Source organism: Protofrankia sp. CiP1_Cm_nod2, assembly GCF_920664355.1.
Taxonomy (GTDB): Bacteria; Actinomycetota; Actinomycetes; order Frankiales; family Frankiaceae; genus Protofrankia.
This window is the reverse complement of sequence record NZ_CAKKTL010000140.1, coordinates 1-13,870: the sequence shown is the minus strand read 5'-3', so window position 1 is coordinate 13,870 and position 13,870 is coordinate 1. Positions and strand designations below refer to the sequence as shown.

Below are 13,870 nucleotides of genomic sequence, written 5' to 3'. Positions count from 1 at the left end.
GTATATGCCGCTACAGCAGCACGCTTTCGCCGATGTGGCGGATGTTCACGACCGGCTGCGAGCGGCCGGCTACCTGGCGGATCATGCCATAGCGACGACGGTCTTCCTCGCGGACCGGCTCCGCAAGCCGCTGCTCGTCGAGGGGCCGGCCGGCGTGGGCAAGACCGAGCTCGCCAAGGCCCTCGCGTCCGCGACCGGCGCCGAACTGATCCGTCTACAGTGCTACGAGGGGCTGGACGAGGCCCGGGCGCTGTACGAGTGGAACTACAAGAAGCAGCTCCTGCGCATCCAGGCCGGTCGTGACGAGGCCTGGGACGAGACCCACGACGACATCTTCAGCGACGAGTTCCTGCTGTCCCGGCCGTTGCTGACCGCGATCCGGCGCACCGAGCCGACCGTGCTGCTCGTCGACGAGACCGACAAGGCCGACGTCGAGGTCGAGGGCCTGCTGCTGGAGGTGCTCTCCGACTTCCAGGTGACCATCCCCGAGCTGGGCACGATCGTCGCTCACCAGCGCCCGCTCGTGGTGCTGACCAGCAACGCGACCCGGGAGCTGTCCGAGGCGCTCAAGCGCCGCTGCCTGTACCTGCACCTGGGCTACCCGTCCCCGGCGCGGGAGAAGGAGATCGTCCTCGCCTGTGTGCCGGAGCTGCCCGAGCGGCTGGCTGAGGCGATCGTCGGCACGATCCGGGCGCTGCGCGCGATGGAGCTGAAGAAGGTCCCGTCGATCGCCGAGACGATCGACTGGGCGCGGACGGTCCTGGCGCTGGGGATCGACACCTTCGACGAGGAGGCCGTGGCGTCCACCCTGGGTGTCGTCCTCAAGCATGTGAGTGATCAGGCGCGAGCCATCGGCCAGCTCAAGCTCGGCTCTAACTGATCGTTCCCAGCCTGGGTTTTTATAACATAAAGTAACATTATGTTGCACTATGTGACCCGATGGGATGCCGGGTATGAGTCTGCTGGACCGTACGGTGGTGTTCACTGCCGCGCTGCGACAGGCGGGGATGGCGGTGAGCAGCGCCGAGACCGTGGACGCCGTCCGCGCGCTCACAGCCGTCGGGCCGCTCGACAGGGAGGCGCTGCGCGCCGGGTTCGCGGCGACGATGTGCAAACGCCCGACCAACCGGGTGACCTTCGACACACTGTTCGACCTCTACTTCCCGCCGGTGATCGGTGACGGGCTGTCCGTTGACGACTTCCTGGCCGGCGAGGACGGCACACCGGGAACGGCAACGGATCCGAGCCGGCCGGCCGGCGCGCCCGACAGCGAAAACGATCTTGAGCTGTTGCGCCAGGCCCTGCGCGGGGAACTGCTGGACGTCCTGCTGCGCGGGGACGACGAGGAGCTGCGCCGCCTCGCCCGCGAGGCCGTGACCAGGTTCGGGTCGGCGCCGGGCGCGCCCGGCCGGCGCTCCTGGTTCGCCTACCGGGCCCTGCGGGCACTGTCCCCGGACACCCTGGTCGCCGACCTGCTGAGCGCGATGCTCGGCGACCAGGAGGCCGGCGGCCTCGCCGAGCGGGTCGCCCGGCAGACGATCATTGAGCGCATCCGTGCCTTCGAGGAGATGGTCGCCAGCGAGGTGCGTCGCCGGCTCGCCGAGGAACGCGGGGCCGACGCGGCCGCGAAGAGCGCGGTCAAGCCGCTGGCGGAGCAGGTCGACTTCCTGCGCGCCTCCCAGCGGGACCTGGCGGAGCTGCGCCGCCTGGTCCACCCGCTCGCCCGCAGGCTCGCGACCAGGCTGACCGCGCGTCGCCGCCTCGGGCGCTCCGGCCGGCTCGACTTCCGCCGCACGGTGCGCTCCTCGCTGGCCACCGGCGGGGTGCCGCTGGAGACCCGTCACCGGCCGCACAAGCCGCACAAGCCCGAACTCGTCGTGCTGTGCGACGTCTCCGGGTCGGTGGCGTCGTTCGCGCACTTCACGCTGTTGCTGACGCATGCGCTGCGGGAGCAGTTCGCCCGGGTCCGGGCGTTCGCGTTCATCGACACCACCGACGAGATCACCCGTTTCCTGCGGGGAGCCGACCTCGGCGACATGATGGCGCGGATAGCCAACGGAGCCGACCTGGTGTGGTTCGACGGGCACAGCGACTACGGGCACGCCTTCGAGGTGTTCGCCGACCGGTATCCGGAGGCGGTCGGCCCGAAGACCTCCCTGCTCGTGCTCGGGGACGCCCGCAACAACTACCGCGCGACCGCCGCGCCGGTGTTCGGGAAGCTGTGCGCGCAGGCCCGGCACGCCTACTGGCTCAACCCCGAGCCGCGCACCTACTGGGGCTCGGGCGACTCGGCCACCCGCGCCTACGCCGACCTGGTCGACGAGATGGTCGAATGCCGCAACGTCGAACAGCTCCAGACCTTCATCGAACGCCTCCTGCCCTCCTGAGCCGATCGTCTTCACCCTGGCGGACGTTTCACGACGTGATCGGGAAATTGGGGTGAACCGAAGCGGCTGGGCGAGCGTCCAACCTTCCAGGAGCTGGCAGCGTGAGAGCTGACACCTGACGGAAGGGTGGCCACCGGGATGGTCAGAACAGGTCCGGACGTACAGGATCCCGACAGCGCCCCGGCGGCGCCCGCGACGACGGCGGTGGCGCCACCACCAGGGCCGGCATCGACTTCGGTGGCGACATCGGCGTCGGCGCCTGGCGCGGACTGGTGGGGCGGTGCCGCGACGGCCCCGGAAGGCGCGACGGCCGGAGGAGGCGCGGCGGCCACGGGAGGGCTGGCGGGCGCGAGGGGCGCGGGCGTGCGCGGCATCTCCAGGCGGCGCGTGATCGGCGTGGCGGTCGTCGTCGGGGTCGTGGCCGTTGTCGGCGGTGTTGTCGCGATCGGTAGCTGGTCGGATACCTCCGGCTCGTCGTCGAGTTTCCCGCTGCCAGCCATCGACATGCCGCTGTCACAGCCGGGGTCGTCCGCTGTGGGCGGTGACGGGCAGGCCGCGGGCGATTCGCGGATGGTCGCGCCGGTCGCGCCGGTCGCGCCGGGGGAGCCGGGGCTACAGGGGGCGTCGTCCGCGCCCGTGGCCGGCGGCGCACGTGCGGCCGAATCCGGAGCCGGGTCCGGCCTCGCCGCCGGCTCCGCGCCGACGGCGCGGGCCGCCGACCCGGCCCGGCCGGCCGGAGCCGAGCCCAGGATCGTCCGGACCGGCTCGATGTCGCTTCAGGTGCGTCCGGGCGGCGTCGACGCGGCGGTCACCGCCGTCTCGACGGCGGCGCAGGGGCTGGGCGGCTATCTCGCCTCGCTGGACAGCGCCGGCACCCCGGGCGCCTCCGACGACGGCCAGCAGCGCGCGACCGTCACCCTGCGGGTGCCGACCAGGTCGTTCGACGACCTGCGCGGCCAGGTCGGGAAGGCCGGCGAGGTCCGGGCATCGACCGTCTCCTCACAGGACGTCACCGGCGAGTACGTGGATCTCCAGGCCCGGCTGAAGGCGCTGAGCGGTTCGCGCGACACCTACCTGGCCCTGCTGGGCAAGGCCGGCTCGATCGGGGAGGTTCTCGCCGTCCAGCAGCGGATCGACGACGTGCAGGCACGGATCGAACAGCTCGAGGGGCAGCGCCAGGTGCTGGCCGACGCCAGTGACCTCGCGACCCTCACGATACGGATCAGCGAGCGGGGAGCGGTCACGACCAGGCCGGACCCGGACGACGACGACGGCCTGACCGGGGCGCTGCGGCTGTCCTGGGACCGTTTCACCGGCGGAGTGGCCGTGATCGTCGGCCTGATCGGGCCGATCGTCCTGGTCGGGCTGCTGGCCGGGGCCGGTTTCGCCGGCTACCGCCTCCTGCGACGGGTCCGCACCCGTACCCGGACGCCCACCGCCCCGGGCACACCGACACCGTAAGCCACGACACCGTAAGCGCCAACTGCCGCAGGACAACCGACGTCACACCGAGGACGTCAGACCAGGAGACAGAAAGAAGCCGGAACCTGTGGCTCCGCAGCGTCGCCAGGCGGCGCCAACAAACAGGGGCCGGGAATACAGGGCAATCGGCGGTGTGGCAGCACGGCGCGACAACACGGGGGACGCCAGGGGCGGGTCCCGGGGCGGGAGAGACGCCCCGGAGCCCCCGGCGTGGCGACACGGGGGGGCCACGCCGGGGGCCTCGGCGACGCCGCGATGCCGTGGGGGGAGAACCTCAGCGACGCAGCGCGGCGTCCACGACCGCCTGGGCCTCGGCGAGGACCGTCTCAAGATGCCCGGGGCCGCGGAAGCTCTCCGCATAGATCTTGTAGACGTCCTCGGTGCCGGACGGCCGGGCGGCGAACCAGGCGTTCTCGGTGACGACCTTCACCCCGCCGATCGCCGCCCCGTTGCCCGGGGCGTGCGACAGCGCGGCGCGCACCGGCTCGCCGGCGAGTGTGCTGGCGTCGAGGTCCGCCGGGGTGAGGGAGGTCAGGATCTTCTTCTGCGCGGGGGACGCCGCCGCGTCGACCCGGCGGTAGGCGGGCGCGCCGAACCGGCCGGTCAGCTCCTCGTACAGGCGTCCCGGGTCCCGCCCGGTGACGGCGGTGATCTCCGCGGCGAGCAGGCAGGGGATCAGGCCGTCCTTGTCGGTGGTCCAGACCCGGCCGTCGCGGCGCAGGAACGACGCCCCGGCGCTCTCCTCCCCGCCGAAGCCGAGCGAGCCGTCGACCAGCCCGTCCACGAACCACTTGAAGCCGACCGGGACCTCGACGAGGCCGCGCCCGAGCCCGGCCGCCACCCGGTCGATCATGCTGGAGCTGACCAGGGTCTTGCCGACCGCCGCCGCGCCCGGCCAGTCGGCGCGGTGCGCGAACAGGTAGGAGATGGCCGCCGACAGGTAGTGGTTGGGGTTGAGCAGGCCGGCCGCCGGGGTCACGATGCCGTGCCGGTCGGCGTCGGCGTCGTTGGCCAGCGCCACGTCGAAGGAGTCCTTCAGCCGCAGCAGGGAGGCCATCGCGTACGGTGACGACGGATCCATCCGGATCTTGCCGTCCCAGTCGACGGTCATGAAGCCGAACCGCGGGTCGATGGTGGCGTTGACCACGTCCAGGTCGAGTTTGTAACGCTCGGCGATGGCCTGCCAGTAGACCAGGCTCGCCCCGCCCAGCGGGTCGACACCGATGCGCACCCCCGCGCCGCGGATGGCGTCGAGGTCGATCACGGACGGCAGGTCGTCGACGTAGGCCGAGACGTAGTCGTGCACGGTGGCCGCGGCCCGGGCCCGCTCGAGGGAGACCTGTTGGACGCCGCGCAGCCCGTCGGCGAGCAGGGCGTTCGCGCGGTCCTGGATCCAGGAGGTGATGGTCGTGTCGGCCGGCCCGCCGTTCGGCGGGTTGTACTTGAACCCGCCGTCCGCCGGGGGATTGTGCGACGGCGTGACGACGATCCCGTCCGCGGTCCCGCCCGGCCGGGTGGCGGCGGCCTGGCCGACGGCCCCGCGGCCGGTGTTGTGCGTGAGGATCGCGTGGGAGATCACCGGGGTGGGGGTGGCCTCGTCGCCGGGGGCGACGCGCACGTCCACCCCGTGCGCGGCCAGCACCGTCAGCGCGCTGTCGCGGGCCGGCGCGGACAGGGCGTGCGTGTCGATGCCGAGGAACAGCGGCCCGGCCACCCCGTGCGCGGCGCGGTGCTCGCAGATCGCCTGCGTGACCGCGACGATGTGGTCGGCGTTGAAGGAGCGTCGCAGTGACGATCCGCGGTGCCCGGACGTCCCGAACGCGACCCGCTGGGAGGCCTCGGCGGGGTCGGGATGCTCGTCGTGGTAGGCGGCCAGCAGCGCGTCCACGTCGATGAGGATGTCGGGTGGCGCGGGCCGGCCCGCGAGCGGACTGGGCGGCATCAGGCGGGCCCCCTCGGGCGGAAGAAGTGGCAGGCACGGGCAACCGGTCACGGCCAGCCCAAAATGGTTGCGACACTTCAAGCCTAGCGGGCCTGCGGCGGGGCACGGTCACGGCCGCTTCCCGGTGGCTGCCGAACTTCCCGCCGCCCCCGGCTTTCCCGCTGACCCCCGGGTTTTCCGCCGGCACCCGGGTTTTCCGCCGGCACCCGTGGTTTTCCCGCCGGCACCCGGTTGTCCCGCACGGTGCCCGCAAGCGTCGTTCCCGTGGTCTGCCGCGGGTCCGGCGCCCGTCCGTCCCGATGCGCTGTCTCCTCGCTTTCTTCGCTCGTCAGGCCCGGTGTGTGACAGCGGTCCTGACGGGCGCCGTCAGATGTGATACATCCGGCGAGATGTCGAAACCACGCCGTGCTCCGGTTACTGTCCGTTCGTGAGGCTCGGTGTGATGGGCGGGACCTTCGACCCGGTGCACAACGGCCACCTGGTGGCCGCCAGCGAGGTCGCCGCCCTGTTCGACCTGGACGAGGTGGTCTTCGTCCCCAGCGGGCAGCCGTGGCAGAAGGCCGACCGGGAGGTGTCGCCGGCCGAGGCCAGATACCTCATGACCTTTCTCGCGACGGCGGGTAACCCTCGTTTCACGGTGAGCCGGATCGACGTCGACCGCAGCGGGCCGACCTACACCATCGACACGCTGCGTGACCTGCGCCGCCAGCGCGGCGACGCCACGCTGTTCTTCATCACCGGCGCGGACGCGCTGGCGCAGATCCTCAGCTGGCGGGACGTCCAGGAGCTGTTCGGGCTGGCCCACTTCGTGGGCGTCACCCGGCCCGGCTACCAGCTCGAGCTCGACGCGAGCCTGCCGGTGGACGCCGTCAGCCTGCTGGAGGTGCCGGCACTGGCGATCTCGTCGTCCGACATCCGGGCCCGGGTCAGCCGTGGGGCACCGATCTGGTACCTCACCCCGGACGGGGTGGTGCGTTTCATCGCCAAGAGCGGCCTGTACCGGCCACACGACCCGGCCGGTCGGACCGATCCCGCCGGCCCGGCCGGCCTGACCGGTCCGGCGGGCCAGCATAGCCGGCGTGGGGCAGATCCAGGCCCGTGAAAGTGTTGTCTGTGTCAGGCTGGACAGGCAGCACGCAGGCTGGTCCGGCGCACGCCCGCGGCCCAGCCGGTCGGTCATCGACGGAAACGGAGGATGAACCGGCCGTACCAGCGCGGGTGACGGTCCCGGCCGACGATCCACCGACGACCGACCGGAGCCCGACAACCATCCAACCCGGAGAGGTGTATTCGTGACCGCATCCCCGCGAGCCGTCGAGCTCGCCCTCGAAGCGGCGCAGGCCGCGGCGGACAAGCTCGCCCGCGACATCGTCATCCTCGATGTCAGCGAGCGTCTTGCCATCACGGACTGCTTCCTCGTCGCGTCCGCGGACAACGAACGGCAGGTCAAGGCCGTCGTCGACGGGATCGAGGAGCGGCTGCGCGGCTTCGGCGCCAAGCCGGTCCGCCGCGAGGGGGAACGCGAGGGACGCTGGGTGCTGCTCGACTTCGCCGACATCGTGGTGCACGTGCAGCACGGCGAGGAGCGGACGTACTACGACCTGGAACGGCTGTGGAAGGACTGCCCACGGATCACCTTCACCGACCGTGACCTCGCCCGCCGGGTGGAAGTGGCGGCCCCCGGCGCTGGCCGCCGGTGAGGGTCCTGCTGTGGCGTCACGGCCGCACCGCCTGGAATGAGCTGGGCAGGTTCCAGGGGCAGGCCGACCCGCCGCTGGACGCCACCGGCCGGGCCCAGGCCCGGCTGGTGGCACCGGCGGTCCGCGCGCTCGCGCCGGACGTCGTGGTCTCCTCGGACCTGCTGCGCTGCCGGTCGACCGCCGCCGAGCTGGGCCTGACCGTCCAGGTGGACGCCCGGCTGCGCGAGATCGCGCTGGGGGAGTGGTCGGGCCTGACCGCGCGACAGGCCGCGGAGCGCTTCCCCGCGGAGGCGGCGGCCTGGCACCGCGGCGAGGACGTCCGCCGCGGCGGCGGCGAAACCTACGAGGAGGTCGGCGCCCGGGCGATCGCCGTCGTGGAGGATCTCCTCGCCGGCGGGCCGCCCGGCGACGACAGGCTGGTCGTGCTGGTGCTCCACGGCGGCACCGCCCGCGCCCTCATCGGCCGGCTGCTCGACGTACCGCCGTCGACGTGGTGGGCCTTCGGCCCGCTGGGGAACTGCCGATGGTCGCTGCTGCGCCGCTCCCACGGGCGGTTCCGCCTGCTCGAGCACAACAGCGGCCCCCTCGCCGCCGCCCCCCGCGAAGATCTTCGGACGCCGTCGGCAAGCCTGCCCACGCAGACCACCTCGCCCACCTCCCCCACCTCGCCCACCCCGTCCACCCTCGACGCCACGACCGCCCCCGACATCGAACCGGTACACTCGCCGAGTACCTCCTGAACGGGACCCCCCGAACGGGCACTCGGCAGGACCTGTAAGGTGTGCAGAGCAGGCAAGCGGTACGGGGGGAACGACAGGGGAGACAGGCAACAGGGCGGGTAGCGGTAACACATCTGGGGCTGTGGCGCAGTCTGGTAGCGCATCACACTGGCAGTGTGAGGGTCAGGGGTTCGAATCCCCTCAGCTCCACGGGCTAACTTTCCGTGCTCACTGAACTACGTTCAGTTTCGCCGGGGCCGCGATGTTTACCCAGGGGGGGCGACCCCCTGGAACCCCCGGTGCCGGGCTTCGCCCGGCCGGGGGGTCGAGTAATCGAGTAATAAGGTAGAGAGAACGACGAAGCCTATGTGTTTGGCTGCTTCCTGAGGATGCGGTCACTGCTGTGTCTGTGCCCTTGGGGACCAATCCGCTATGAGTGTTGTGGCTGGCCGGAGCGGCCAAAAGATCTGACGGCATAACGACGCAGAGGGCCCAATGCGGCTGTGTCTCGGACGATCCGGTACGCTGCGTTCCGTGAGTCTGCCTATCCGTGACCTGGGAGATCATGAGATCCTGTCCCAGTACGGCAACCGGTACAAGCCGCTCGGCGGGCCGGCTTTCCGCCGCAGGCCACGATGGGGACGGGAGCAGGCGGTGTCCGTCATCATCGGAGACGTCACACCGAAACAGGCAGCCACTACAATCGGCCTGAACCAAGGCGCGGCGACGGTGTCCGTCGTACCGTAGTGGGCAGACTGGAAGCAGCGGGCTTCTACGTTCGTCATGCTCCCAGTCCCATGAACCCGGATCATGCCCTGGTAGGACGCCACGGCGACTGGACGGAGGACGTCAGCCGGGCATTCGATGCCTGCTTCGACGAGCCGGAATGGGAGGACCCGACGTGAGCGATCTTGTCACCCTTGAAGAGCGGGCCAACCCGTGGCATCCAACAGCCAGTACGGTCGACGGCCCTGTTCTCAACTTCTATGATATCCCCCTCCTCGGTCTTTTCTCTCAGGACTGGCATCACTTTCTTTACCAGAGCATCCTCGATCTGGAAGACATCGGGTTCTGGGTCTACACGCCACTTACCGAACACGAGCGTATAGAGATCGAAACCGCATCAGGTAATGAACTGTCAACCGCGCTGCAAAAACTGCGCGACGGACGGAAAGTCACCGTTGCCTTCGCGGCTGACGACGGCATCGTTATGAGTGAGAACCTTGCCTCCGGCTCCGATGTGGTTATGGTCAAAGGTCTCCTGGAAGCCGTCAGCCGCCGCCTGAAGCTCGTCGAACAGGTTTCTGTAGCCGTCTGACCCCTCCTGTCCGAGTTCTCTGAGGAGCGAATTACCTGACCGCGGATGGGCTGGGCCGGGGTGTTGGGTAGCCCGGGGGATCTCACCCCAGGCCGTCCGGGCTCTGGTGGTGATCAGATCAGATCACCGCATTCTTGGACGTTGGGAATTCGGATGTTGTTGCTGAGGGCTGTTGCGGAGCAGTCGAGGGCGGTGGGATGGCGCGGATTGTGGGGACATAAGGGCGGAGTATGGCCCATCCGTCAGCCGGTAGCGTGACCAAAGTTGTGACGGGTTGCCCGGTGGCTGTTTCCCAGATCCGTACCGTGTTGTCGCTGCTGGCGCTGGCGCTGGCGAACAGGGTGCCATCGGGGGAGAACACCACCGTCTCGACGCTGTTGGTGTGGTCGGTGAGGGTGTGCTGGCAGGTGCCGGTGGTTGTTTCCCAGACCCGTACCGTCCCGTCGTTGCTGGCGCTGGCGAGCAGGGTGCCGTCGGGGGAGAACACCACCGTCTCGACGCTGTTGGTGTGGTCGGTGAGGGTGTGTTGGCAGGTGCCGGTGGTTGTTTCCCAGATCCGTACCGTCCCGTCGTTGCTGGCGCTGGCGAGCAGGGTGCCGTCGGGGGAGAACACCACTGTGTTCACGATCCCGGTGTGGGCGGTGGCGACGCGGAGGATGGTGGCGGTGTTCGGGTCGGCGAGCACGACCGCGTTGCCGGAGGCGTAGGCGAGCAGGGTGCCGTCGGGGGAGAAGGCCACGGCGCGGACGAAGTTGGCTGGTGGGGTGACAACGGTCGGCTCGTCGCGTCCGGTGACCGCGGCGGGATGCAGCTCAGGGCTGTCCAGGGCGGCGGAATCGGTGTGGCAGCCGAGCAGCACGGCACGGCTCCAGTCGCTGGCGGTCAGGGTCACACCGGTCAACGTGCAGGAGACCAGCCGGGCGCTGGTGAGATCGGCCCTGGTCAGGTCCGCGCCGGACAGGTCGACGTCGGTGAAGTTGGCCCTGTTCAACCGACTTTGGCGCATGTGGGCATGCTGGAGAGTCGTACCGGCCAGTTGCGCGTCGGTGAGATCCGCTCCGGACAGGTCGGCGCCGGTCAGATCGAGACCGGCCAGGCTGATACCGGGCAGGGAGGCGCCGACGAGCTTGGCGCCGCGGGCCAGGGCCGGGTCGAGGACGCGGGCGAAACCGAGCGCGTTGGCCCGGGCGGCATGGGTGGCGGTGGGGTCGGTGAGTACGGTGCGCGCCCAGCGTGTGGTGGCCTGCTTGCCGGCGAGGCCGATGACGAAGTCGGTCATCAACGTGGAGATGGGCCGCAGCGCGAGAAGATCCTCGTCAGCTGTGCCGGCCCGCAGCTGTGGCGCGCAGGCGGCGGCGAGCAGGTACTCCATGACGGAGGCGTGGATGAAGGCGAACGTGTCCTCGCCGGTGCGTACGAGCAGGGTGCCGGAGCCGACCTGATGGGCGGCCTGCCCTTCCTCGATGCCGTGGGCGTCGAGGCTGGTCAGTACCCGCCCGGTCGTCGTGGCCAGCTCGTTGACGCTGATCGTCCGGTCCGTGGTCTGCCACAGCTTCACCGCCAGCGCGGTCAGCGCCTGCCACCGGTCGTCCGTCGTCAGCGCCGGGGCGGCGCCGCTCGGGCGGGCCCGTTTCGACTCGAAGTCGAGCCACAGGTTCAGCAGCTCCTTGTACAGGTCCGCCGATGTGATCGTCCCGGTGCGGGCCTGGGCCGCCCGGAGCCGCTGTTCGTCGAGCCGGGCGATGAAGCCGAGCATCCGTGGGTTGCGGGACAGCCCAAGAAGATCACGGATGTCGTGGATGAGCGCCAGGCGTCCGGCTGCCCTGTCCCTGTCGCCGTTGTAGAAGCGGGTGAGGAACTCCTCGATCTGCCCGTCGGTGAAATCCTCCAGGCCCACGACCCGGCTCGCGGTCAGGGTGTCCACCCGCCGGGCGAGCGCGGTACGCACCTGCTGGTCGGACCGGAAATGCTGGCTGCGGCTCGTCAGCACGATTTTCGCCTGCCCGTCGAGGGCGTCCAGCAGGGTGCTCAGATGGTCGGCGGCCCGCTCGTAGGTGACCCGCAGTGCCAGCTCGTCGAACCCGTCGAAGAGCAGCGCGATCCTGCCATGGCGCAGCATGTAGCGGAACCGTTCCCGGTCGAACCGGGTGACCCCGGCCGCCAGCAGGTGCGCGGCGACGAGCTCGTCGACTCCGTGGCTCTTCTCCAGATGCCGCAGCTCCACCAGGAGCGGAATGACGTGCCCGAGCCGGTCGGGCAGGGTGCGGGCCAGCTCGTGCAGCAGGAACGTCTTGCCTCGTCCGAAGTCACCGAGCAGGAGCACGAACTGCGGCTGGTCGGACGCCAGCCAGTCCACGACCTGCCCCAGGGCGTCCGTGCCGGCCACGGGCTCCCGGGTGTCGAGGCGCCGGAACCGCTGCGGCAGGTAGAAGTCCGGTCGGTACAGCGGATCGTTCTCCAGCCGGACGGTCTGCGTGGCCGTGTAGTCGCGCAGGTCCATCAGGCCCTGGTACTCGACGAAACTGATCAGCCGTACGCCCTGCCGCCACGTGGTCTCCACCAGCCCCTGTTCCGGGGGACGCCCGCCGTAGACCAGATCGGAGACGAGCTGGGGATCGGTCGCGGCGTACCCGCGGTGCACCCGGCGGACGAACGTCTCCACCGCCGTCTGATCCGGATCGCCTTCCAGGACTCCCACCGGATGCTGGGTGACCACCGTTCCTTCCCGGCAGGTCACCCGCAGATAGCTGGGCCCGTCCACCGTGGCGGCCATTTCCAGGACGTTGGCCTCTCCCAGCTGTCCGGCATGACGCAGCCGTGTCACCTCCGCGACCCGGGACAGGAAACGCCTGTGAGAATCCGGGCCATCGTCGACGCCCGCCCGGCGGAGCTCCCGGATCTCCTCGACAGCCTCTCCGTACCGCCCTCGCGCCTTGTCCGGTTCCCCGGCCGCCGTGTCCGGCTCGGGAGGGAACGTCGTGTCCGCGGCTGTCCAGAAGGAGCTGGTGGTGCCGGTGCGGGCGGTGTTCCTGGCCGGCTGACCGGCCGGTTCGTCTGTCCACCGCTGTTCCTCGCCGCCGGCTCGCAAGTCGCCGGTTCGCAGGACCCGCAGCCGTTTGTCCACGCCTTTCCGGTCGATCCGGGCCAGCTGGTAGCAGGCGGCGATTCCCTCCGACAGCGCGGAGACGGGCACCGGCAGGAACAGGCATCCCTCACCCGCTCCGGGGGGCTGCTGGGAGCCGCATCCCGCCAGCAGCAGGTTCAGCCGGGGGCTGAGCTCGCCCAGGACCGCGGCGGCATCCACCGCCACCTCCGGTGAGCTCGACGTGGCGAGGTCGAGGTTGTGGTGGACGGCGGCGATCCGCAGCCAGCCGCGCCGCTGATAGTCCGCGAGCCGCTCGGCGAACCAGTGGGCCTGCGCCGCCCCGATCCGGCCCTGCTGCTCGCCGTCCCGATGGCTGATCCCGATCGTGGAGTTCAGCCCCGCGACCACGATCTTCAGATCTTCGAGAGGGAACAGCGTCCACTCCTGCCCCACCGCGAACGTCGCCGCCGGCCCCGGCCCGTAGAACGAGGTGAACATTCGTTCGAAATGGCGCCATTTCGGCCAGTAAGGGACGGCCGGCTCCTCCTCGTCCGCCTCGCAGGAGTCGAAGTAGGAGCGGCACGCCGCCCGGTTGACATCCCGATCACCTGGGACGACAGCCAGCCGCGACCGGCCCAGGCCCCAGCGGTTCAGCAGCGTGTCGAACAGGTCGACCGCCTGCTCGTACTCGCTGCGGCGGCCGTGTTCGGCGATGTTCCCCGTCGCCACCACCAGATCGGGGTAGTCTCCCCAGCCGGCCGCGGTCTCCTCCACCTCGGTCGCCAGCAGATCCGCGAACCGGGCCACGTCCATGTCCGTGCGGCCCATGCGCAACCGCGGCAGGTGCAGCACCGTCACCCCGGCGGCCGCGGAGGCGGTGGCGCCGGCCGGGCCGGGGAAGCGCACCCGCTCCCCGGCCGCCGCCGAGGAGCCGTCCGTCCCCGACGAGCCGCCCGGCCAGGGAACGTCCTCGTCCAGGTCCGGAGGCTGTGGACCCCGTACCCCGTCGATCAGCCGGGTCCGTGCGTCTCCTCGTCGCAGCCGAGCAGACTGATGCGGCTCAGCCGTCCCACCAGGGGCGTGGGCTCACATGGCGCGACCATGACCGGGACGAAGAAACGGCGGATTCAAGCGATCATAGCGACGCATGCTTTGCCAGCAAATCATTGAAGACTGTCTCTTATACACATCTCCGAGCCCACGAGACAAGAGGCAATCTCGTATGCCGTCTTCTGCT

General features: G+C 70.4%; 9 protein-coding genes and 1 tRNA gene. 8 read left to right on the top strand and 2 right to left on the bottom strand.

Annotated elements, in window-relative coordinates; translation table 11 throughout:
- Positions 1-4: 4 nt before the first annotated feature.
- From NBW84_RS15705 to NBW84_RS24370, 3 genes are all read left to right on the top strand, one after another.
- Positions 5-880, top strand: a complete 876-nt coding sequence (locus NBW84_RS15705) for an AAA family ATPase (protein WP_250285494.1) — start codon at positions 5-7, stop codon at positions 878-880.
- 73 nt (positions 881-953) lie between these two features.
- Complete coding sequence (locus tag NBW84_RS15700; RefSeq protein WP_250285491.1) at positions 954-2,387, top strand: VWA domain-containing protein; 1,434 nt, start codon at positions 954-956, stop codon at positions 2,385-2,387.
- Between the two features lie 237 nt (positions 2,388-2,624).
- The gene (locus NBW84_RS24370; protein WP_445548730.1) at positions 2,625-3,848 is read left to right on the top strand and encodes a DUF4349 domain-containing protein; all 1,224 of its coding nucleotides are present in this window, start codon (positions 2,625-2,627) and stop codon (positions 3,846-3,848) included.
- Positions 3,849-4,143: 295 nt separating this feature from the next.
- Here NBW84_RS24370 and pgm read toward each other — a convergent pair whose 3' ends face one another.
- Positions 4,144-5,811, bottom strand: a complete 1,668-nt coding sequence (gene pgm, locus NBW84_RS15690) for a phosphoglucomutase (alpha-D-glucose-1,6-bisphosphate-dependent) (RefSeq protein ID WP_250285490.1) — start codon at positions 5,809-5,811, stop codon at positions 4,144-4,146.
- A 442-nt stretch (positions 5,812-6,253) separates the two neighbouring features.
- On the opposite strand from pgm, the gene nadD reads away from it, so the two are divergent.
- The 5 genes from nadD (at position 6,254) to NBW84_RS15665 (ending at position 9,548) form a co-directional block, all read left to right on the top strand.
- A complete protein-coding gene (nadD, locus tag NBW84_RS15685; RefSeq protein WP_250285492.1) occupies positions 6,254-6,913 on the top strand; it encodes a nicotinate-nucleotide adenylyltransferase in 660 nt (219 codons plus the stop codon).
- 190 nt (positions 6,914-7,103) lie between these two features.
- The gene (gene rsfS / locus NBW84_RS15680) at positions 7,104-7,511 is read left to right on the top strand and encodes a ribosome silencing factor (RefSeq protein WP_250285489.1); all 408 of its coding nucleotides are present in this window, start codon (positions 7,104-7,106) and stop codon (positions 7,509-7,511) included.
- Entirely contained in the window at positions 7,508-8,251 is a 744-nt protein-coding gene (locus NBW84_RS15675; RefSeq protein WP_250285487.1) for a histidine phosphatase family protein, read from the top strand. The genes rsfS and NBW84_RS15675 overlap by 4 nt, the downstream gene beginning before the upstream one ends.
- 115 nt (positions 8,252-8,366) lie before the next feature.
- A tRNA-Ala gene (locus NBW84_RS15670) sits at positions 8,367-8,440 on the top strand.
- 691 nt (positions 8,441-9,131) lie between these two features.
- On the top strand, positions 9,132-9,548 hold the full coding sequence (locus NBW84_RS15665; protein ID WP_013872981.1) for a hypothetical protein: 417 nt from the start codon (positions 9,132-9,134) through the stop codon (positions 9,546-9,548).
- A 118-nt stretch (positions 9,549-9,666) separates the two neighbouring features.
- Here the strand turns inward: NBW84_RS15665 and NBW84_RS15660 are convergent, their stop codons facing one another.
- Complete coding sequence (locus tag NBW84_RS15660; RefSeq protein ID WP_250285486.1) at positions 9,667-13,539, bottom strand: pentapeptide repeat-containing protein; 3,873 nt, start codon at positions 13,537-13,539, stop codon at positions 9,667-9,669.
- Between the last annotated feature and the right edge of the window lie 331 nt (positions 13,540-13,870).